Origin of the sequence: Sulfurifustis variabilis, from assembly GCF_002355415.1 — a bacterium.
GTDB classification, from domain to species: domain Bacteria; phylum Pseudomonadota; class Gammaproteobacteria; order Acidiferrobacterales; family Sulfurifustaceae; genus Sulfurifustis; species Sulfurifustis variabilis.
Genome location: NZ_AP014936.1, coordinates 1229453 through 1250574, shown reverse-complemented (window position 1 = coordinate 1250574; position 21122 = coordinate 1229453). Strand labels below are relative to the sequence as shown.

Genomic DNA, 21122 nt, shown 5'->3' with positions numbered 1-21122 from the left:
TTTCGCATGGAGATCGCCATCCAAAGCCTGGTCAGCGGGCTGCTGACCGGCTCGCTCTACGCCATGATGGCGGTGGGGCTCACGATCATCTTCGGCGTCATGCGCATCATCAACCTCGCGCACGGGGACATGGTGATGCTCGGGATGTTCGGCGCCTTCTGGGCCCACAGCCTGTGGAACGTCGATCCGTTCCTGTCCGGGCTGCTGTGGGTGCCGCTGCTCTTCCTCGGCGGCATGCTGGTCTACCGCTTCCTGCTCCGGCCCATCATGCCGGGGGGCGAGCTCAACACGCTGCTCTACACCGCGGGGCTGTCGCTGCTGATCGCGAACGTCGCGCTCTTTCTCTGGACCGGCGACTACCGCACGGTGAACCTCCCCTACGCGCTGGAGCCGTTCCGGCCCTTCGGGATCTCGATCCCGGTGCCGATCGCGATCGCCTTCGGCCTCGCGGCGCTCATCACCGCGGGGCTCTACGGGTTCCTCCTGCGCACCGACCTCGGCCGCGCGATCCGCGCCACCAGCCAGAGCCCGGAGGCCGCGGCGCTCATGGGCATCGACGTCAACCGCATCTCGATGATCACCTTCGGCCTCGGCACCGCGCTCGCCGGCGCCGCGGGCGTGCTGCTCGTGCCCTCGCTCTATCTCTACCCGACGGTCGGCGAGATCCTGATCGTGAAGTCGTTCGTGATCGTCGTGCTCGGCGGACTCGGCTCGGTGCCCGGCGCCATCGCCGGCGGGCTGCTCCTCGGGCTGGTCGAGTCCTTCGGCGCGGTCTACGTGTCGGTCGCCTACAAGGACACGATCGGCTTCATCATCTTCCTGCTCGTGCTGCTCTTCCGGCCGCAGGGCCTCTTCGGCGTGGGCCGGGCATGAACCGCATCGCCGCCGGGGTCGCGATCGTCTTCCTGCTCGCGCTGCCCTGGCTCACCGACAACCAGTTCCTGCTGCACCTCGCCATCATCGTGCTGATGTGGACCCTGATGGGGCTCTCGTGGAACCTGCTCGGCGGCTACGCGGGCCAGGTGTCCTTCGGCCACGCCGCGTTCTTCGGCGTCGGCGCGTACACCACGATGATCCTCTACCTCAAGGTCGGCCTCGCGCCCTGGTACGGGATTCCGCTCGGCGGCGTGGTCGCCGCGCTCTTCTCGCTCCCGATCGGCTATCTCTGCTTCCGCCTGCGCGGGCCGTACTTCGCGCTCTCGACGCTGGCCGTCGCCGAGATCACGCGGCTGGTCGCGCTCAACTGGGAAACCCTGACGGCCGGCCCGGTGGGCCTGCTCATCACTACGCTCCCGGACGTGTCGTTCCTCGGCCGGCCGGTCGACTGGGAGAGCAAGGAGCCGTTCTTCTACATCATCGCGCTCCTCGCCGTGAGCGGAATGCTCGCGACGCACTACATGATGCGCGGGCGGCTCGGGGCCTATCTCGTCGCGATCCGCGAGGACGAGGACGCGGCCGAGTCCGTGGGCATCGACACGACGCGGGCGAAGGCGCTGACGCTCGCCGCCTCGGCCTTCTTCACCGGCCTCGCCGGGGGCTTCTACGGCATGTACTTCCGCTACGTCGACCCGGACGCGGTGTTTCCGATCGCGATCTCGATCGAGACCGTGTTCATCGCCGTCGTGGGCGGGCTCGGCACCGTCGTCGGCCCGATCGTGGGCGCGGTGTTTCTCACGACCGTGGCCGAGACCTTCCGCGAGCGCTTCGTCGTGGGCCATCTGATCTTCTACGGGCTCTTCATGATGCTCGTGATCCGTTTCATGCCGGAGGGCATCTGGGGCCGCGCGCGCCGGCTCTACGGGCGCTTCCGCAAGGGAGGCTCGCGTGGCGCTGCTTGAGGTGGAGAACCTCAGCCGGCACTTCGGCGGCCTGCGGGCCGTCGCGAACCTGTCGTTCGCCGTCCGGCCCGGCGAGATCCTCGGGCTCATCGGACCGAACGGCGCCGGCAAGACCACGGTGTTCAACCTCGTCACCGGCTTCCTGCCGCCGAGCGGCGGCGACGTCCGGCTCGACGGCGAGAGCCTCGTCGGCTTGAAGCCCCACGCCGTCGCGCGGCGCGGCGTTGCGCGCACCTTCCAGATCGTGAAGCCGTTTCCCCATCTTTCCGCGCGCGAGAACGCCGCGCTCGGCGGCATGGCCCGGCTCGGATCGCGCCGCGCGGCCGAGGACGAGGCGATGCGGGTGCTCGAGCAGGTGGGTCTCGCCGCCAAGGCCGACGTGCCGGCCGGCGAGTTCACCCTCGCCGACCAGAAGCGGCTCGAGATCGCCCGCGCCCTCGCCACCGGCCCGAAGCTCCTGCTGCTGGACGAGCCCATGGGCGGGCTCAACCCGCGCGAGGTGGGCGGCGCGTGCGAGCTGGTCGAGCGCATCCGCGAAAGCGGCGTCACGGTCGTGCTCGTCGAGCACATCATGCGCGCGATCATGCGCATCTCGCACCGCGTGGTCGTGATGAACCAGGGCGAGAAGATCGCGGAAGGCGCGCCGGCCGAGGTCGTGCAGGACCCGGCCGTGATCGCGGCCTACTTCGGCAAGCGGGTGGCCAATGCTCGAGGTTGAGCACCTCGAAGTCGCCTACGGCAAGATCCAGGCGCTCTGGGACGTGAGCTTCGAGGTGCGCGAGCACGAGATCGTCGCGCTCGTCGGCGCGAACGGCGCGGGCAAGAGCACGACGCTGAAGACGATCTCGGGACTGCTGCGACCGCAGGGCGGAACGATGCGCCTCGGCGACCGCCGGCTGGAGACGCTCACGCCGCCGGAGATCGTCGAGCTCGGCGTGGTCCACGTGCCCGAGGGCCGCAAGCTCTTCCCCGACATGACGGTGCGCGAAAACCTGCTGCTCGGCGGCTACGCGCGCGCCGCGCGCCCGCACCGCGAGCGCCGGCTCGCGCAGGCGTACGAGATCTTCCCGCGCCTCGCCGAGCGCGCCGACCAGCTCGCGGGAACGCTGTCGGGCGGCGAGCAGCAGATGGTCGCGATCGGCCGCGGGCTCATGGCCGGCCCGAACATCCTGATGCTCGACGAGCCCTCGCTCGGCCTCGCCCCGATCATGGTCGAGGAGATGTTCCGCGTGATCGAGGAGATCAACCAGCGCGGCGTCACGGTGCTGCTCGTCGAGCAGAACACCGAGCACGCGCTCGACCTCGCCCACCGCGGCTACGTGCTCGAGTCGGGGCACGTGGTGCTGTCGGGGACGGGCAAGGAGCTGCTGGCGAACTCGAAGGTGCGGGAGGCGTACCTCGGCCTGTAGCCCGCTTGCCAGCCGGCGTATGATCCGGATGCTTCATACCCCTCTCCCTCGATGGGAGAGGGGTTGGGGAGAGGGTGAGAATATGGCCCCCTCTCCACCCTCTCCCGCGAGGGGAGAGGGAGAACCAGATCGTCGTTTGTGCACGGCGGCGTTTCATTTGCCGGAGGTAGTCATGTCCAGCGTCAAAGAGACACTTCCCGTCGAACTCCTGTCCCACTGGATCAACGGCGAGCGCGTCGCCGGCACCGGCAAGCGTTCGGGCGAGGTCTACAACCCGGCCACCGGCGAAGTGATCCGGCGTGTGCCGTTCGCCGACGAGGCCGACGTCGACCGGGCGGTGGCGGCGGCCAGGGCCGCCTTCCCGGCCTGGCGCGACACCACGCCGCTGCGGCGGGCGCGCATCCTCTCCCGTTACCGGGAGCTCGTCGAAGCGAACCGCAGGGAGCTGACCGCGCTCATCAGCGAGGAGCACGGCAAGACGCTGCTCGACGCCGCCGGCTCGCTGCAGCGCGGGATCGAGGTCATCGAGTTCGCGTCCGGCGCCCCGCACCTGCTCAAGGGCGAGCACGCCGAGGACGTGGGTCGCGGGGTCGACTCGCACTCCGTGCTCCAGCCGGTCGGCGTCTGCGCCGGCGTCTCGCCGTTCAACTTTCCCGCGATGGTGCCGCTCTGGATGTATCCGGTCGCGGTCGCCTGCGGCAACACCTTCGTGCTCAAGCCCTCGGAGAAGGTGCCGTCCACGGCATTCCGGCTCGCGGAGCTGTTCACCGAGGCGGGCCTGCCCGCCGGCGTGTTCAACGTGCTTCACGGCGACAGGGAAGCGGTCGACGCCCTGCTCGCGCATCCGGACATCGCCGCGATCTCCTCCGTCGGCTCGACGCCGGTGGCGAAGCACATCTACGAGACCGCCGCACGCAACGGCAAGCGCGTGCAGGCGCTGGGGGGCGCGAAGAACCACGCTGTCGTGATGCCGGACGCCGACATGAACTTCACCGCCGACGCGCTCGTCGGCGCGGCGTACGGCTCGGCCGGCGAGCGCTGCATGGCCATCTCGGCGGTGGTCGCCGTGGGCGACGCGGCCGATCCGCTCGTGGCGCTGCTCGAGGAGAAGGCCGCGAAGCTCAAGGTGGGGCCGGGCGACCAGGACGGCATCGACATGGGCCCGCTCGTGACGGCGGCGCACCGCGACCGGGTGAAGGGCTACATCGACACCGGCGAACGGGAAGGCGCGCAGCTCGTCCTCGACGGCCGCGGTCTCAAGGTCGCCGGGCACGAGCGCGGCTTCTTCCTCGGACCGACGCTTTTCGATCGCGTGCAGCCCGGAATGACCATCTACCAGGATGAGATCTTCGGGCCTGTGCTGATCGTGCTCCGCGTGCCGACGCTCGACGAGGCCATCGCCCTCGTCAACCGCAATCCCTACGCCAACGGGACGGCGATCTTCACGCGCTCGGGCGCCGCCGCGCGCCACTTCGAGCACGACATCCAGGTCGGCATGGTCGGCGTCAACATCCCCATCCCGGTGCCCATGGCGTTCTTCTCCTTCGGCGGCTGGAAGGCCTCGCTCTTCGGCGACCTGCACATGCACGGCATGGAAGGCGTGCAGTTCTACACGCGCACGAAGGTCGTCACGACGCGCTGGCCGGCCTCGGACGAGGCAAAAGCGCACGGCTTCGCGATGCCGACGCATTGAGCCGACCGGGAACTCGTTGCAGAGCGCGTTTCCTCTCGCCACATAAACCGTTCCCTCTCCCACACTCGTGGGGGAGAGGGCCAGGGCGAGGGGGAGCGGCGGTCCCTCACCCTATCCCCTTTTCTGCTGCGCTTCCTGCTCCGCAGAAAGGCCCAGGGCAACCACCCCTGGTTGCCCGCTTGCCGGGCGCACAGTCCACTGGATGCCTTCACCCCGGTGGCAAAACGATCCGCATCAGGCTGTCGTTGCCTCGCCCCGCGGTTCGCGCTCCAGCCGGTCGACGAGCCGGGCGACGACATCGTTGAGCGAGGCGGTACGCTCGTATTCGCGCCGCTGGGCGACGTAGCCCGGTCCCGCTTCGATCTGCGCCCGCAGCCGTTCGAGATATACCCCCTCGCCGAGTCGCGCGGCAACCGGGACGAGCGCGGCATACACCGCGTGCCAGACCTCGCCGAGGTCGCGCACGGTGCCGGCCTCGTCGGCGATGTAGCGCGCCGCGAGGCCGAGGCGCGAGGCGGCGAAGTGGTTTTCCTTCTCGATCCACCAGGGCAGCGGCTGGGGGAGCCCGGCTTCCGACAGCTCGCCGGACCGCAGTCCTTCGACGAGCGCGCGCACGAAGGCGGCGAGCGCCGCGGCCTCCCCCACCGTCGCCTGCGCATCCATCGCGCGCACCTCGAGCGTCCCGATGTGCGGCCGCGGCCGAAGATCCCAGTGGATGTCGTGCACGCTCCCGAAGAGGCCGGCGCGCCGCGTCGTCTCGAAGAACCGGCAGAAGTCCTCCCAGCGGACGAACGAGGGCGGCACGCCGTAGCTGCGGGTGACGGCGAGGATGCGATGGCGGTACGAGGCGAAGCCGGTGTCGAGGCCCTGCCAGAACGGCGAGCTCGCGGAGACGGCGATCAGGAGCGGCAGATAAGGCTTCATGCGATGCATGAGCGAGACGGTCTCGTCGCCCGAGCGCATACCGACGTGCACGTGCGTCGCAAACGTGATCTGCGCGTGGCTCAGGTGGCCGTAGCGCCGCTCCATCGCGAGGTAGCGCGGCTGCGGTGTGATGAGCCCCGGCCGCACGCTGAAGGAATGCGAGCCGGCGCCGCAGAGCCGCATGCCGAGGCCGGCGCAGCGCGTTCGCAGCCCGGCCGCGATGTCCCGCACGTGCGCCTCGAGCTCCGCGACGCCCCCGCACACCTTCGACGCGATCTCGACCGTGTTCTGGATGACCTCCGGCTTGACGTACACGCTGCTCGGGTAGAGCCGCATGAGCGGAAGGATGCCGTCGGCGAGGTCGAGTGTGCCGGCATCGAGGAGCTGCAGCTCGAGCTCCATGCCGATCGTGTCCGGGCTGGAGGGACGGAACTCCATCAGCCGCCCCGGGCGTACTCCGCCAGCGCCTCGCGCGTCACCTGCTCGAAGAAGGCCGCGCCCACCTTGAGCACCTCCTCGTTCACGTCGAACGCCGGGCTGTGCAGCGGGATGTACTCGTCTTCCTTGATGCGCGCGCCGAAGCGCACGTAGCAGCCGGGCAGCTCGTGCAGGTAGAAGGCGAAATCCTCGGCGCCCATGCTCGGGTAGTCCATGGCGGCGAGGCCCGCCTCACCCACCACGCGACGCGCCGCGCGCTGCGCGATCTCCGCTTCGCGCGGCGAGTTCATCACCGGCGGATAGCCCTCGGTGATGTGGACGGTAACGCGCGCGTTGTGCAGATCGGCGATCGCGCGCCCCATGCGCTGCATGCCGTGATGCAGGTGGGCGCGCACGTCGGCGCGCGTCGTCCGTATCGTGCCCTCGAGGGTCGCCTCCTCGGCAATCACATTGGCGGCGGTCCCCGCCTGCACCTTCCCGATCGTGACGACCGACGGATAGACCGGGTTGATCTCGCGGGAGACGAGCGTCTGGATCGCCGTGATGAGGACGCCGGCCACGACCGCGGCGTCCACCGCCTCGTGCGGCCGGGCCCCGTGCCCGCCCTTGCCCTGGATCTTGACGAGAAAGCGGTCGGACTGCGCGGTGATCACGCCCGGCACCGCCATGATCTCGCCCACCCGGTAGTGGTGGGTGACGTGCCCGCCGAAGATCGCGCGCGCGCCGACGAGCGCGCCCGAGCGCAGGATGACGCGCGAGCCTCCGCCGCGCTCCTCGGCGGGCTGGAACACGAAGAGCACCTTGCCGGGCGGCGGCGCCGCGGCGAGAAGCGCTGCCGCGCCGAGCACCATCGCCATGTGGGCGTCGTGCCCGCAGGCGTGGACGCGCTCCGGGTGGATGGACGCGAACGGCAGTCCGGTCGTCTCCTTGCCCGGAAGCGCGTCCATCTCGGCGCGAAGCGCCACCGTGGGCCCGGTCGCGGCTCCGGCGAGCCGGCCGACGACACCCCCGCCGACGCCGCCATACTCGTGAGGGATGCCGAGCCGGTCCAGCTCGGCCATGATCGCCCGCGCCGTGCGCGCCTCCTCGAACGCGAGCTCGGGTTCCCGGTGAAACGCGCGCCGCAGCTCCACCATGCGCGGGTAGGCGGCGTCGACGTTCCGGGCGGTCTGCATGGCGGCGGTTCTCGGGGACGATGGTCGCAGTCTAGAAAGCCCGCGGATCGGCGCCTTGACGTGCGACAAATCCCGCTGGTGAACGCCCCCGCCCATTCGGTATCTTTTGCGCATGGGCAGAAACCGACTCCCCCAGCCGCGCAGCACCGCGTACATCACCCGGGCCGGCGCGGAGCGGCTGCGCGCGGAGCTCGATCACCTCTGGCGCGTGAAGCGCCCGCAGGTCACGCAGGCCGTGTCCGACGCGGCCGCGCTCGGCGACCGCTCCGAGAACGCGGAGTACATCTACGGCAAGAAGCAGCTGCGCGAGATCGACCGGCGCGTACGCTTCCTGCGCAAGCGCCTGGAGCAACTCACCGTGGTCGACCGGCCGCCGGCCGACACGTCACGGATCTTCTTCGGCGCCTGGGTGCGCCTCGAGGACGACGACGGAAACGAAATGGAGTACCGGATCGTCGGGCCGGACGAGCTCGACACGGCCAGGGGCTGGATCAGCATCGACTCGCCGCTCGCGCGGGCGCTGCTCAAGAAGGCGGTGGACGACGAGGTGACGGTCGACCTGCCGAAGGGCCGGATGACCTATACGGTGCTGGGGGTGAGGTATGAGACGGCAGCGATGAGTGAAAAGTGACAGGTGATAAGTTGACGGGCGCGCACAGCGCGCCACATTCACTTCGCACCTGTCACTTCGAACTCGCTTGAACGAACTCCCTCTCCCCGAACCGGGGAGAGGGACAGGACGAGGAGAGGACTTTAGCAATCTGACCGCGCAGCGGTCATCCCGGACAGAGCGAGGGATCTCGAGCGATCCTTCGGCGCCCGGGAGGGCGCCTCAGGACGACACGTCGTGTCGGATTGCTTCGCTGCGCTCGCAATGGCAGTAGAGCCGCTGGATCGGCGCTTCTTCAGACGCGCGGACCCATGCCGCGACCGCCGTGCTGCCAGAAGCGATCCGCCACTTCCTTCTGCTCCGGGGTCAGCGTGTCGTACAGCTCCTTGCGGGCCGCGGCGACGGCCTTCATCCCTTCCACGCGCTGCTCCATGAACTGGATGTGCGCGTCCATCCGCTCGTTCGGGTTCTCGATCGAGCGAAACTGCCCGCGTGCCTGCGCCATGGTCTCCCACTGCGTGCGCACCGCCTTCTCGAACGCGTCCCACGCGCCGGTCTGCTGCGGTGTGAGCTTGAGCTCCGACTTCAGCGTCTCGAGCCGCGTGCCGACGTCGGCCCCGCCGGCCCGGGCACACGCGGCGCCCTTGCCGCCGCCGGGTCCCATTCCCATGCCGTAGCCGCCGCCCGGCCCGGCCGCCGCTGCCGCGGCGAGCGAAATACCGATGGCGGCCAGAACCGCCTTGCTCAACGTTTTCATGATGCCTCCTTGGGCTTGCTGGGTTAGCGGGCCCATCACACCACCGCGCGGTAACCCGTCAATGTCAGGCCCCGGCGCTTTTGTAACGCATTGCAACGCGGCCGGCGCTTGTTACAGTGCGTTACACGACCGCCGCTGAAACACCCGGCGCCGAGGCGTATAAGAAGGGCATGGAACGTTCCGAACGCATCCTCATCGTCGACGACGACGCGGAGATCCGCACGCTCCTGCGCGACTATCTGGGCCGCAACGGCCTGCGCGCGGAGGCGGTCGCGGACGGGCGCGCCATGCGCGAGGCGCTCGGCGCGGGCCGCTACGATCTCGTGATCCTCGATCTCATGCTTCCCGGCGAGGACGGGCTCACGCTCTGCCGGGACCTGCGGGCGCGCTCGAACATGCCCGTGATCATGCTCACGGCGCGCGGCGAGGAGACCGACCGCATCGTCGGCCTGGAGATGGGCGCCGACGATTACGTGCCCAAGCCCTTCAGCCCGCGCGAGCTCCTCGCGCGCATCAAGGCCGTGCTGCGCCGCACGCGCACGCTCCCCGAGGCGCTCCGCGACGCGAGGCTCCTGCGTTTCGCCGGCTGGACGCTCGACGTCGCGGCGCGCCAGCTCACGGCCGCCGACGGCATCGTCGTGCCGCTCTCGAACGGCGAGTACCGGCTGCTGCGCGTCCTCCTCGCGCATCCGCACCGCGTGCTCTCCCGCGACCAGCTCCTCGACCTGACGCGCGGGCGCGAGGCCGGGCCGTTCGACCGCGCGATCGACGTACAGGTCGGGCGCCTGCGCAAGCGCCTGCGCGACACCGGGCAGGAGCCGGCGCTCATCAAGACCGTGCGCGGCGAAGGCTACGTGCTAGCGGCGTCCGTCGAGGCGGAACCGTGACGCGCCTGCTCCCGTCCACGCTGTTCGGCCGCATGGTGCTCGTGCTCGTGGCCGGCCTGTTCATCGCGCAGCTCGTCGGCGCGGCGATCCTGCTGCGCGACCGCTCGGTCGCCCTGTACGAGGCGGGCGGGTTCCACGCCGTGCGTCGCATCGCGAGCATCGTCCAGGTGCTCGACGCGCTCGAGCCGGCGCAGCGGGGCATCGCGCTGCGCGCGGTGAACGCGGAGCCGCTGCGCGTCTCGGTCACGGAGCTGCCGGGTCCGCTCCCGGCCGGCGAGACTAGCCTCGCCCCGCGCATGCAGGCGCTGCTCACGCGCCTGCTCGGTCCGGACCGCGCGGTGCGCGCGGCGATCGTCGAGCGCGTGCCGCTGCAAACCGCGCGGGCCGCTCCCCCGCCCGAGCACATGCCGCCCGAGGGCATGCACCGCCGGTGGGCGCGGCCGGACGCCCGATCCTATCGCGTGGCGTTCGTCGCGCAGGTGGCGCTTGCGGACGGCACTTGGGCGACGTTCGAGCACGGGCTCGCGCGCGAGCCGTTCGCCTGGCCGTACAAGCTCCTGCTCACGCTCGGCGTGCTGCTGGTCTCGGTGGTGGCGCTCGCGCTGCTCGCCGTGCGGTGGGTCACGCGCCCGCTCGCGACGCTGGGCAAGGCCGCCGAGGGGCTCGGGCGCGACATCGACCGCCCGCCGCTCCCGGAGTCCGGCCCGGTCGAGGTGCGGCGTGCGGCGCAGGCGTTCAACGCCATGCAGCAGCGGCTGCAGCGTTTCCTGAGCGAGCGCGCGGAGTTTCTCGCGGCCGTCTCGCACGATCTCAGGACGCCGCTCACGCGCCTGAAGCTGCGCGCCGAGATGATCGACGATGCCGCCATGCGCACGAAGGTCCTCGCCGACGTCGACGAGATGGAGCGCATGACGGCAGCGACGCTCGACTTCCTGCGGGGCGCCCGGACCGAGGAGCCGGTGCAGCCGATCGACGTGAACGCGCTGCTCGAGAGCCTGCAGTCCGACTTCGAGGCGATGGGCCACGAGGTGACGCTGGAAGGTTCGGCCGCGTCGCCCTTCCCGGGGCGCCCGCTCGCGCTACGCCGCTGCCTGTCGAACCTCGTCGACAACGCCGTGAAGTACGGCCGGGCGGCGCGCGTCGCCGTGGAGGACGCGCACGACGGCCTGGGCATCTCCGTCACGGACGAGGGGCCGGGCATCCCCGAGGACCAGCTCGACCGCGTGTTCGAGCCGTTCTACCGCATCGAGCGCTCGCGCAGCCGCGAGACCGGCGGCACCGGACTCGGCCTCTCCATCGCCCGCGACATCGCGCGCAGCCACGGCGGGGAGCTCGTGCTGCGCAATCGCGAAGGCGGCGGGCTGGCGGCGGTGCTGACGCTGCCGCGGTGAACCCGGCTAGACTTCCTCGTCGTTGCGATCAAGGCAAAAGTCGTTCCCGGACACGAGCGGGTCGACCGCGCGTGAGCACCGGGCGTTTCGCGGCAGTCACGAGCGGCCCGACTGCCCGAACACCCCCTCTCACCCTACCCCTCTTCCCCGCTCGCGGAGCGAAGTCATAGAGCGCTCTCGTGACTGGCCGCGGGGCCATCGACGTGCATTCCCTCCGTCCTGGCTCGAGGGTTCATCGACGTACCGCCCCGTCGCCTTGCCGTATTGATGGAATAACGAAGCGCTCGTTGTTTTCGCGGGCTCGCAAGGCACAAGTGAACTTCGGTCACGCCCCGGCTCCCCAGGGCCGAAGAAATGCTCTTTCGAAATTACTCCCTCTCGCCATCGGGGAGAGGGCCGGGGTGAGGGAGAAAGCCGCTTGTTGTTCCCGCCGCGATCCTTCCACCGCCGTGCGCCGCCGCTTACCATGAAAACCAGCCTCCCTGCCCCGTTTGCGATGACCCGAGCCCATCCCGCCGGCCTGCGCACGCTCTTCTTCGCGGAGATGTGGGAGCGCTTCAGCTTCTACGGCATGCGCGCGTTGCTCGTGCTCTACCTCGTGAGCAGCCTGGAGTTCCCCCGCGAGCAGGCGCTTCAGGTCTACGCGACCTATACCGGGCTCGTCTACCTCACGCCCATCCTCGGGGGCTACCTCGCCGACCGCTGGCTGGGGGCGCGGCGCGCGGTGCTGATCGGCGGGATCGTCATGGCGCTCGGTCATTTCACGATGGCCTTCCCGACGCTGCTCTACCCCGCGCTCGGGCTCCTCGTGGTCGGCAACGGCTTCTTCAAGCCGAACATCTCCACGATGGTCGGCGCACTCTACGAGGAGGGCGACGCGCGCCGCGACAGCGGATTCACGCTCTTCTACATGGGTATCAACATCGGCGCCTTTCTCTCGCCGTTCGTGTGCGGGACGCTGGGCGAGGTGTACGGGTGGCACTACGGCTTCGCGGCCGCGGGCGTCGGCATGCTGTTCGGGCTCGGCGTGTTCCTCCACGGGCAGCGCCGGCTCGGCGCGGCCGGCCTGCCGCCGGTGCGATCGCCCGCGCAGGCCGCACTGCGTCCCGAGGACTGGTTCACCGTGGGCGCGGTCGTCTTCGCCTGCGCCGCCTTCGTCTTCGGTTTCGTGGCCGCCTGGCCGGTGCTGCGCACCGGGTGGCAGAGCCTGTCGCACGTCGGTCAGGGCACGGCCGCGTTGACGCTCGCCCTCGCCGCCCTCGCCGCGCCGCGCGTGCTGTCGCGCGAGCGCCCGGCGCCGATGACGCCCGAGGAGCGCGGCCGCATCGCCGCGATCCTGATCACCGCGCTCTTCGTGATCTTCTTCTGGATGGGCTTCGAGCAGGCGGGCGGGACGATGAACCTCTTCGCGTACCAGCTCACCGACCGCGTGATTTTCGACCTGGAGATCCCGGCGAGCTGGTTCCAGGCGGTCAACCCCCTCCTGATCATCGCGCTCGCGCCGTTCTTCGCCGCCTTCTGGGTCCGGATCGACCGCTCGCGTTTCGCCATGTCGTCCGTGGTCAAACAGGCGGTCGGCATCCTGATCCTCGGCCTCGGCTTCGTCGTCCTCGCGGCCGGGCACGAGCGCGCGGCGCTCTACGGCAAGGTCGGGCCTTCGTGGCTCCTGGGCGCCTACGCGCTCTTCACGGTCGGCGAGCTCTTTCTTTCGCCCATCGGGTTGTCGATGGTCACGAAGCTCGCCCCCGCCCGCCTCGTGTCGCTGATGATGGGGCTCTGGTTCGCGGCGATCGCGACCGCGAGCTACCTCGCCGGCATTCTCGAGTCGCTTCTGTCGGGAACCGGAATACCGCTCTACTGGTTCCTGGTCGGCAGCTCGCTCGGCGCCGGCGGGCTGCTGCTGCTCCTCTCGCCGTTCATTCACCGGCTGATGCGCGGCGTGCGCTAGGCAGACCCCGGCGGTCGACAAGCACGCAGCGGCGATTCGAGGCACTCAGCGCGATGGCGCGGGCCATCGCCGCGCGACGAGCGCATCGAGCGAGAGCTTGCCGGGCCCGTGCAGCAACGGAACGAGCAGCATCAGCCCCCAGACGGTGTGATCCCGCAGGCCCGCGTCCGCGAGCGCGGGATAGGACACGACGGCCGCCGCGTTGAACAGGAACAGCACGAGCGCGCTGAAGCGACCGGCGAGCCCGAAGGCGAGGAGCACGGGAAACACCAGCTCGATCACGACCGCGAGCAGCGCGGCCGTCTCGGGCGGGAGCAGCGGCACGCTATACTCGTGGGTGAAGAGCAGCACGGTCGTGTCCCAGCTCCCGATCTTCGTCAGCCCGGAGCGCCAGAAGACGTTCGCGACCCACAGCCGGATCGCGAGGTCGCCGACCGGGGCCAGCCACTCCAGCCCGCGCGCGACCGAGCGGACGCCTTGCAGAGAATGAACGACGGCATTCATCGGGTGCCTCCGCTAGTCCTTGATGGTGAAGTCGACGATTGTTTGTCCGGCGACGTGCCGCCGCAGCACGCGATCGAGCCGGAGATCGGGCGTCGCCGCCAGGGCCTTGACCGCCGCGCGCTCGAGGGTCAGGCCCTTGGCGAGCGACGTCAGGAGCGCGAACTCGCCGCGATCGAGCGATTCGATCTCGACGGCCAGACCGCGCCGGATGACGAGCAGCGACACCCCGCCTTCGGCCAGGTCCACCTCCTGATCGCCGCTCTGGTCCGGCTGGTTGACTTCCCATATCCGGAGAAGCGGGTACGGCGACGCGACGAGCGACACGGAAGGATGGAGCGTGAAGCGAAGCGCCGGGTAACGCGACGGCTCGACCCGCGCAAGCGCGTCGAGCGGGAGCGCATCGGCGTCGGCGGCGTGGAACGCGCGATGCCGTGCCCAATCGAGGCGCGCCACGTCGCCGAGGTAGTCGAGATCGCGGGCGGGCTCGAAGAGGCACAGGAAGCCGGCGAAACGGTCGCCGTAGTCGTGCAGGTTTCCGCCCGTCGGCAGGTTCGCGCGCAGGTAGGCGCGCGCGGCGAACCCGAAGAAGTCCGGACCCACGAGTCGCCGCACCACGGGGTAGATGTCCCCGAGCGCGTCGACGAGCGTGGCCGTCACGTTGTTGCGGTAGACCTGGAGCAGCCGCTCGGGCGGGAACCGATGGGCCTGGACGTGCGGCAGAACGTCCGCCGGATCTCCCAGCAGCGCCGCGGCGAAGCGCGACTGCAGCTCATGCAGCGAGGGCATCGCAAGCCTCCAGGCAGCGGCGCGCACGCGCGGCCTCCTCGAGCAGCGTCGTGAACGGCGGGAGGTTCGAGTCCCACTCGATCAGCGTCGGGCGCGCGCCCAGGCGAGCGAGCGCCTGCCCGTAGAGCGCCCAGACCGCGGGGCAGACGGGCGCGTCGTGGGTATCGATCAGGATCTCCCCGTCGGGATAGCGCCTGCGGGTATGGCCCGCGAGGTGCAGCTCGCGCACGCGGTCGGCCGGAACGGCGTCGAGCCACACGCGCGGATCAAGCCCGTGGTTCACCGCGCTCACGTAGACGTTGTTCACGTCGAGCAGGATCCCGCAATCCGCGCGCCGCGCGACCTCGGCGAGGAACTCCCCCTCGGGGATCGTCGAATGCGTGAAGCGGAGATAGGTCGAGGGGTTCTCGATCAGCAGCTCGCGACCCAGAAACTCCTGCACCGCGGCGATTCGGGCGCTGACGTGCGCGAGCGATTCTTCCGTGTACGGCAGCGGCAGCAGGTCGTTGAGATACCGCCCGCCGATCGAGCTCCAGCTGAGGTGATCGGACACGAACGCGGGCTGGTAGCGCGCGACGAGTCGTTTCAGGGCATGAAGGTGCCGCTCGTTCAGCGGATCCGTGGAGCCGAGGGAGAGCCCCACGCCGTGCAAGCTCAACGCGTAGTGGCTCCGGACGCGCTCGAGGTAGTGATGCGGCGGACCGCCCGCACCGAAGTAGTTCTCGCTGTGAACCTCGAACCACCCGAGCGGCGGCAGACCCTGAAGCACCGCCCGATAGTGCGGGGCGCGCAGGCCGACCCCGAGCAGGCTCGGGATCGGCGCAGCGGCATGGGCGGTTTCCCGTCGCACTCGCCTCACCCCTTGGCGGGCTTGAGCGAGCCGTTGACCAGCTTCTCGCACGTTCCTTTCGGCACGGCCACCCAGGCGTCCTTCTGTCCGTCTCGAGCAGAGGTACCGGCGCAAGCGCTCGTCGCCGTCTGGCAGTCGTTCTTCCCGGCCTTGACCACGCCATAGCACTGCTCGATGTTCTTGCTCTCCGCCGCGACCGTACCGGCATTGAGACCCAGGGCGAGGACGCTCGTCACGGCGCCGAGAATGAGCGGATTCATGGGTTTCATGGCTGTCTCCTGTGTCAGGTTGGGAATAAGACCTTGGCGAACGGCAAAACCTTTCTCTCCCTCCCCGTTCGCGACGAGAGGGCGGCGTGGAAATGCGAACGGAGGCTTACGCCAGTCCGGCGATCGCCGAACGTATCTGCGCTTCGTACCGGTCGATGGCCTCGCCCGGCAGACCGACGACGGCCACGCTGCCCTTGCCCGCCGGCGCGATCACGCCGGTGAAGCCGCTGCGCGCGAGGAGCTGCCGGTTCGCGACCGGCTGGTCCGGCATGATCATCACGGTCACCGGGCCGCGGCTCCCGGCGATCACGAGGTGCGCGCCCGGGCGACCGGGACAGAGATCGGCGAAGCGCACGAGCCCGAGGTCGCCTTCGAGCCGTACGCCCGCGCGCGCAAGGACGTCGGCCACCCGCGCGACCGGCACCACGTCCTGGGACATCATGTGCTCCGGCTCGTCGAGGATGTGCGCGATGACCTGCTCGTCGACGCTCTGCTCGGGCTCCGGCCACAAGAGGCCGCCGACGACGCCGAGCGTCACCAGCACCGACGCGGCGTAGGCCAGCACGCGCCGGAACGAGGACGCGTGCTGCGTGGTCTGCCGGAGAATGACGCGGGCGTCGAGCCCCGCCGGGACCGGGACCTGGACGGCGCCGGCGAGCGCGCGCTCGAAGCCCTCCTGGCGTTCGGCGAACGCGGCGCACGCCGGGCACTCGTCCCGATGACGGCGATACTCGCCGTGCGCGCAGTGCGGCTCGGTGATGCAGATCTTTCGAAACTCGAAGCAGTTCATGATGTCTTCCTGCCTGCGCCGGCGTCGGCGCCGGACTCGCGAATCAACTCGGCGCGCAGCTTCTGCCGGGCGCGAAACAGGCGCGTCAGCACGGCCGGCGCGGAGGCGTCGATGATCTTGCCGATCTCCTGCGCGCTGAAACCGCCGATCACCTGGAGCAACAGCGGCTCCCGGTACTCCTCGGGGAGCCGCGCAAGGGCACGGCGCAGCAGCCACGCCTCGTCGTCCGGGGGCTTGTCGTCGGGGATTTCCTCCAGCATCTCCGGCTCGTCGAGCGGCGCCTCGTGCCGCTGGCGCTGCCGCAGCCGCGCGTGCTCGTTGCGCAGGATGGTGAGCAGCCAGCCCTTCGCGGAATCGCCGGAGCGGAGGTTCGCGAGGGCCCGCCACGCGCGCAGGTAGGTCTCCTGCACCAGGTCCTCCGCCACGGTCCGGCTGCGGCACAGCCAGAACGCGAACCGGTAGAGGTCCGCGGAATAGGCCTGGACGAGCGCTTCGAACTGTGCCTGGCGATTGGCCATACGAAATAGACCCGGGCGCGGCGCCTCTTATTACAGCGATCTCGCCGAACCGTGGCCGGACCGGCCGCGATCGCGGGCCATCCGCGTCACTCGGCGCCCTCGAGCGAGAAGTCCGGAGGGAGGACGAGACGATCCCCGACCGCGATACGGTTGCGCGCGAAGAAGCCGCGATTGACCTCGAGCGCCGCCCGGTACGGAACACCCGGCGCGTAAGTGCGACAGCGGAACGAAACAGCGCTCCCGCACGGCTCCATGACACGGATCGCCAGGATGCGGCCGTCGCCGTCGAGGAAGGCGATGTCGAGCGGGATGCGCGTGCGAAACATCCAGAAACCGGACTGCGGCGGCTGCGCCTCCGGATAGACGAACAGCATGCCCGCGTCGGCCGGCAGGTGCGAGCGGTCCATGAGCCCGCGCGAACGCGCCTCGACGGTCCGCGCGATCTCCGCGCGGAGCCCGACCGTTCCCGCCGCGCCGGCGATCCGCATTGCAACGCGCTCCGCCGCGGGCCGGCCGCCGCCCGGGCCGGCCGTCGCGGACGCGAAGCACGAGGCGCCCAGGACGATCGCGAGACAGAGGGCGCGGGCGGATCCGACGCTCATCGGCGACACGGGTTTGGCTTGGTGGGTTCGTTATACGCGAAGGCTTCGCAGGAGACCCGGACGGCGCCATGGGCTCCCGGGCAGGAAGCCACGTCGACCTCGCGGAAGTCTCGCCTGGTCATCTGTCGGCGCTCCTTTTCGTCCTGCCGCCGGGAAACGGTTCGGTTTCTTGATGGCAGTCAAAGCCGGTTCCGGTTTCTTGATGGCAGTCAAAGCCGGCACCGGCGCGCTGGACCAAGCTGCTTCGCGATGCACGGATCGGAGCCGGAATCACCATGGACGGCAGAACCTGGACGGCAGCCCTCCTTCTTGCCGGCGGCTTGAACACAGCAGGGATCGCACCGGCCGACTCCGCTTCCCTGCGGGAAGTATACGCCGCGACCAGCGCCGCGGTCGTGACCGTCTTCACGCGGGAGGTCATCGTGCTCGTGGACGAGACGCCGAGGATCGCGAAAGTCGAGCACGAAGCGGCGGGCGTGATCATATCGACCGACGGCGACCTGCTCACGGCCGCCCACCTGGTCGAAACGGCGGATCGCATCGCGGTCAAGCTCCGCGACGGGCGAGTCCTTCCCGCCCGCGTCGTCGCCTCGGAGCCCGCCGCCGACATCGCTCTGCTCCGGCTGGAGGAGCTGCCGGAAGCGGTCGCCGTCGCTCGCCTCGGCGACTCGGATCGCATGGAGGTCGGTGACGACATCTTCATCATCGGCGCCCCCCATGGCGTGGAGCGTTACCTTTCCGTCGGCCGGCTGTCGGCCCGCTCCCGCCCCGATCAGGTGGGCGCGGACCTCACGCTCGGGGAGTTCTTCGCCACCGATGCGCACATCAGCGCCGGCGTCTCGGGCGGGCCCATGTTCAACACGGAGGGCGAGATCATCGGCATCGCGACGCATCTCCTGGGACAGGAGCAGGCGGGGCCGCGCGTCGGTTTCGGGGTCACCTCGAATGCCGCGCGACGGTTGCTGCTCGAGCAGCGCTCCTTCTGGGGCGGCTTTCGCGGCCGCTGGCTGACGGGGCTGCTGGCCCAGGCCTTCAACGTCCCCCGGCAGCGCGGCCTGCTCGTCGAACGAATCGCGAAGAACGCGCATTCGCCCGCGGCGCTGCTGGGCCTGCGCGCCGGGACCCTCGCCGCCAGGATCGGCGGCGTGGAGCTCGTCGCCGGCGGGGACATCATTCTCGCGATACAGGGAGTGTCTCTCGAGGAGGAGGACGGATACCCGAAGGCCAGAGAGCGGCTGGCGAGCCTGGGAACGGGCGACACGGTGACGATGGAGATCGTCCGCGAAGGCGAGATCGTCCAGCTCTCGGCCGCGATCCCCGCGCCCGAGTAGACCCGGGTCCCCCGGTGAGGAGACCGGTCGCTGGCGCGCCGGGCAAGCCACCTTTACCGACAGGGGCTCCCGTTCGGCGTGAAGCGCTGGCGCGAGCGAACCAGTGTGGGACAATCGGGGACGAGACACACGGCCCATGGAGGGACCCATGAAACACCACAGGATATTCTTTCTTCTCCCGCTCTTCGCCCTGTCGACGCTTTACGGCTGCGCCACCCTCCTCGGAAAGGAGGACCAGCAGCAGAGCGCCGTACAGAGTTTCGAGGCGACCCAGAAACAGATGGCCGACCTCCGGGCCCAGGTCGAGCGGACGATGTTTTCGCTCGATTCCGTGATGAGCGCGCCGCCGGGCCAGATCCGGACCGCCTATACGCCCTACTCCGATAACGTCGATCAGTTGAGCGCCATGGCGCAGCAGCTTTCGGAGAACGCCCAGAACATGCGCGAGCAGCGGATCAACTACATGACGGAATGGCAGCGGACCCGACTGAACGTGGAGGACCCCAAGCTGCGCCAGGTCGCCGACCGACGCCACGAGGAGGTCAGCCAGCAGCTCGCCAACATCGAGACGACGTTCAAGAAGTCGGATCAGGGGATCAAACCACTGGTGAGTCACCTGCAGGACATCCAGCGCGTGATCGGCAGCGATCCGACGCCGGCCAACGTCGCCGCGGTACAGAAGTCCGGCGTCGTGCGGAGCGCGAAGCAGGAAGCGTCAAGGCTGAATAGCAATCTCACGGTCGCCATCAACCAGTTCGACCGGGTGCTCGGCCGGCTCGCGCCCGAGCCCGGCGTGCCGCCGGTGAAGGCGGCCAAGCGGCCCGCGCCGGCGGGAGCGGCAGCGACGGCCGCTATTCCCTCGTTCACGCAGGCCGATCGGGACCAGAGCGGCGCCATCGAGCAGGGCGAGGCCGGCGCCATCCAGGGGCTCGACTTCTCCTCGGCCGACCGCGACGGCGACGGACGCCTGTCGCAGTCGGAGTACGAGGCGGCGACGAAGGCCCGCGGCGACCAGGGCTCGACGCCCGGTTCCGCCGAGCAGAACGAGCGGAAGTAGCTGCACTCGCGCCCCGCGCGCGCTACGGCATCGAGGGCGCGTCCCACCCGACGGTCGGACCCCGACCGTCGGGTTCCCTGCCTCGCGCGCGGGAGTCGCCTAGTCGGGGACCGCGAGACTCGGGTTCCAGGCGAACTCCCACAGGTGCCGGTCGGGATCCTCGAAATACCCGGCGTAGCCGCCCCAGAAGGTTTCGTGCGCCTCCTTCACGATGACGGCGCCGGCATTCCTCGCCTGTGTCATCACCGCGTCCACCTCCTCCTTCGAGGACACGTTGTGGCCGAGCGTGAACTCGGTGGGCGCCGGCGCTCCGGAAGGGATGCCCGTCTCGCGCGCGATGCTCTTCCGCGGCCACAAGGCGAGCTTCAGGCCGGACTGGAGGTCGAAGAAGGCCACGGCGCCGTACTCGAACTCCCTGCCGACGATCCCTTGCGTCGGCAGGCCAAGGCCGTCCCGATAGAACCGGAGCGAGCGTTCCAGGTCGTCGACGCCGATGGTGATGAGCGTGATCCGCGGTTTCATGTTCGTCCTCCTTCAGATCGCCTCCGGCCACCCCCGTTCAGGATTCGGTTTTCCGGTATGGCTCGTGAAGCTCGACCGGACGGCGCGCGCGCTTTCGCACCCTGAGGTTGAGCGCCTCGACGAAAACCGAGAACGCGAGGGCCGAGTAGATGTAGCCCTTGGGCACGTGGTGGTCGAACCCGTCCGCGATCAGGACGACGCCGATGACGAACAGGAACGACAGCGCCAGCATCTTGATCGTGGGATGCGCCGAGACGAAGCGACCGATCGTGCCGGCGAAGGCCATCATCAGGAGAACCGACACGATAACGGCCGCGATCATGACGGGCAGCTCGTCGACCAGCCCGACGGCCGTGATGATCGAGTCGAACGAGAACACCACGTCGATCAGGATGATCTGCGCGATGACCGCGGCAAAGGTCGCCTTCACCTTCGCGGACGCCGCGCCCTCCTCGCCCTCCAGCAGCTGGTGAACCTCCATCGTGCTCTTCCAGACCAGGAACAGCCCGCCGGCGATCAGGATGAGATCGCGCCCCGAGATCTCGTTGCCGACGACGCTGAAGAGCGGCGCCGTCAGGCCGATGATCCAGGAGAGCACGAGGAGCAGCGCGATCCGCATGAACATGGCGAGAAAGAGCCCCAGGCGCCGCGCGAACTCCCGCCGCTTCTCCGGCAGCTTGTCGACCAGGATGGATATGAAGATGACGTTGTCGATCCCGAGCACGAGCTCGAGCGCGGTCAGCGTGAAGAACGCGACCCAGACGGTCGGATCGGTAATCAGTTCGAGCATGCGGGGTTTTCCCTGTTGGCCGTCGAAAAAGGC

Annotated in this window: 23 protein-coding genes; 11 read left to right on the top strand and 12 right to left on the bottom strand. The window is 69.6% G+C overall.

Features of this window, described 5'->3' with window-relative positions:
• The first annotated feature begins 6 nt into the window (after positions 1–6).
• The 5 genes from SVA_RS06080 to SVA_RS06060 all read left to right on the top strand — a co-directional run bounded on the left by SVA_RS06080 (position 7) and on the right by SVA_RS06060 (position 4940).
• A complete protein-coding gene (locus tag SVA_RS06080) occupies positions 7–873 on the top strand; it encodes a branched-chain amino acid ABC transporter permease (RefSeq protein WP_096460285.1) in 867 nt (288 codons plus the stop codon).
• Entirely contained in the window at positions 870–1838 is a 969-nt protein-coding gene (locus SVA_RS06075; RefSeq protein ID WP_096460282.1) for a branched-chain amino acid ABC transporter permease, read from the top strand. Before SVA_RS06080 ends, SVA_RS06075 begins: the two co-directional genes overlap by 4 nt.
• A complete protein-coding gene (locus SVA_RS06070; RefSeq protein WP_096460279.1) occupies positions 1825–2556 on the top strand; it encodes an ABC transporter ATP-binding protein in 732 nt (243 codons plus the stop codon). Before SVA_RS06075 ends, SVA_RS06070 begins: the two co-directional genes overlap by 14 nt.
• Entirely contained in the window at positions 2543–3247 is a 705-nt protein-coding gene (locus SVA_RS06065) for an ABC transporter ATP-binding protein (protein WP_096460277.1), read from the top strand. The genes SVA_RS06070 and SVA_RS06065 overlap by 14 nt, the downstream gene beginning before the upstream one ends.
• A gap of 172 nt (positions 3248–3419) precedes the next feature.
• Positions 3420–4940, top strand: a complete 1521-nt coding sequence (locus SVA_RS06060) for a CoA-acylating methylmalonate-semialdehyde dehydrogenase (RefSeq protein WP_096460272.1) — start codon at positions 3420–3422, stop codon at positions 4938–4940.
• 234 nt (positions 4941–5174) lie between these two features.
• Here the strand turns inward: SVA_RS06060 and SVA_RS06055 are convergent, their stop codons facing one another.
• On the bottom strand, positions 5175–6302 hold the full coding sequence (locus SVA_RS06055; protein ID WP_096460268.1) for a carboxylate-amine ligase: 1128 nt from the start codon (positions 6300–6302) through the stop codon (positions 5175–5177).
• The gene (locus SVA_RS06050; RefSeq protein WP_096460265.1) at positions 6302–7477 is read right to left on the bottom strand and encodes a M20 metallopeptidase family protein; all 1176 of its coding nucleotides are present in this window, start codon (positions 7475–7477) and stop codon (positions 6302–6304) included. The genes SVA_RS06055 and SVA_RS06050 overlap by 1 nt, the downstream gene beginning before the upstream one ends.
• A gap of 112 nt (positions 7478–7589) precedes the next feature.
• On the opposite strand from SVA_RS06050, the gene greB reads away from it, so the two are divergent.
• Entirely contained in the window at positions 7590–8108 is a 519-nt protein-coding gene (greB, locus tag SVA_RS06045; RefSeq protein WP_096460262.1) for a transcription elongation factor GreB, read from the top strand.
• 274 nt (positions 8109–8382) lie between these two features.
• Here greB and SVA_RS06040 read toward each other — a convergent pair whose 3' ends face one another.
• Positions 8383–8844 (bottom strand): Spy/CpxP family protein refolding chaperone, encoded by a 462-nt coding sequence (locus tag SVA_RS06040; protein WP_169923986.1) that lies wholly within the window; start codon positions 8842–8844, stop codon positions 8383–8385.
• Between the two features lie 170 nt (positions 8845–9014).
• On the opposite strand from SVA_RS06040, the gene SVA_RS06035 reads away from it, so the two are divergent.
• From SVA_RS06035 to SVA_RS06025, 3 genes are all read left to right on the top strand, one after another.
• Complete coding sequence (locus tag SVA_RS06035; protein WP_096460256.1) at positions 9015–9731, top strand: response regulator; 717 nt, start codon at positions 9015–9017, stop codon at positions 9729–9731.
• Complete coding sequence (locus SVA_RS06030; RefSeq protein WP_096460253.1) at positions 9728–11122, top strand: ATP-binding protein; 1395 nt, start codon at positions 9728–9730, stop codon at positions 11120–11122. The genes SVA_RS06035 and SVA_RS06030 overlap by 4 nt, the downstream gene beginning before the upstream one ends.
• Before the next feature lie 466 nt (positions 11123–11588).
• Entirely contained in the window at positions 11589–13070 is a 1482-nt protein-coding gene (locus SVA_RS06025; RefSeq protein ID WP_096460251.1) for a peptide MFS transporter, read from the top strand.
• Between the two features lie 45 nt (positions 13071–13115).
• Here SVA_RS06025 and SVA_RS06020 read toward each other — a convergent pair whose 3' ends face one another.
• The 7 genes from SVA_RS06020 to SVA_RS05990 form a co-directional block, all read right to left on the bottom strand.
• Positions 13116–13574 (bottom strand): DoxX family protein, encoded by a 459-nt coding sequence (locus SVA_RS06020; protein WP_096460248.1) that lies wholly within the window; start codon positions 13572–13574, stop codon positions 13116–13118.
• Between the two features lie 12 nt (positions 13575–13586).
• Complete coding sequence (locus SVA_RS06015) at positions 13587–14360, bottom strand: HvfC/BufC N-terminal domain-containing protein (protein ID WP_096460245.1); 774 nt, start codon at positions 14358–14360, stop codon at positions 13587–13589.
• On the bottom strand, positions 14344–15210 hold the full coding sequence (gene bufB / locus SVA_RS06010) for an MNIO family bufferin maturase (protein ID WP_197703387.1): 867 nt from the start codon (positions 15208–15210) through the stop codon (positions 14344–14346). Before bufB ends, SVA_RS06015 begins: the two co-directional genes overlap by 17 nt.
• Before the next feature lie 5 nt (positions 15211–15215).
• The gene (locus tag SVA_RS06005) at positions 15216–15479 is read right to left on the bottom strand and encodes a BufA1 family periplasmic bufferin-type metallophore (RefSeq protein ID WP_096460241.1); all 264 of its coding nucleotides are present in this window, start codon (positions 15477–15479) and stop codon (positions 15216–15218) included.
• 106 nt (positions 15480–15585) lie between these two features.
• Positions 15586–16269 (bottom strand): DUF3379 family protein, encoded by a 684-nt coding sequence (locus tag SVA_RS06000; RefSeq protein WP_096460238.1) that lies wholly within the window; start codon positions 16267–16269, stop codon positions 15586–15588.
• Positions 16266–16787 (bottom strand): sigma-70 family RNA polymerase sigma factor, encoded by a 522-nt coding sequence (locus SVA_RS05995; RefSeq protein ID WP_096460235.1) that lies wholly within the window; start codon positions 16785–16787, stop codon positions 16266–16268. The genes SVA_RS06000 and SVA_RS05995 overlap by 4 nt, the downstream gene beginning before the upstream one ends.
• An 86-nt stretch (positions 16788–16873) precedes the next feature.
• On the bottom strand, positions 16874–17389 hold the full coding sequence (locus SVA_RS05990) for a DUF192 domain-containing protein (protein WP_096460232.1): 516 nt from the start codon (positions 17387–17389) through the stop codon (positions 16874–16876).
• A 275-nt stretch (positions 17390–17664) separates the two neighbouring features.
• Between SVA_RS05990 and SVA_RS05985 the strand changes: the two genes are divergently transcribed.
• Positions 17665–18720, top strand: coding sequence for a S1C family serine protease (locus tag SVA_RS05985; protein ID WP_096460229.1), 1056 nt, complete (start codon positions 17665–17667; stop codon positions 18718–18720).
• A gap of 148 nt (positions 18721–18868) precedes the next feature.
• Positions 18869–19777: a DUF2959 family protein gene (locus SVA_RS05980; protein WP_169923985.1), complete on the top strand. Its 909-nt coding sequence runs from the start codon at positions 18869–18871 to the stop codon at positions 19775–19777.
• A gap of 99 nt (positions 19778–19876) precedes the next feature.
• On the opposite strand, the gene SVA_RS05975 is transcribed toward SVA_RS05980, so the two are convergent.
• The gene (locus SVA_RS05975) at positions 19877–20299 is read right to left on the bottom strand and encodes a VOC family protein (RefSeq protein ID WP_096460223.1); all 423 of its coding nucleotides are present in this window, start codon (positions 20297–20299) and stop codon (positions 19877–19879) included.
• 37 nt (positions 20300–20336) lie between these two features.
• On the bottom strand, positions 20337–21089 hold the full coding sequence (locus tag SVA_RS05970) for a TerC family protein (protein WP_096460220.1): 753 nt from the start codon (positions 21087–21089) through the stop codon (positions 20337–20339).
• Positions 21090–21122: the final 33 nt, after the last annotated feature.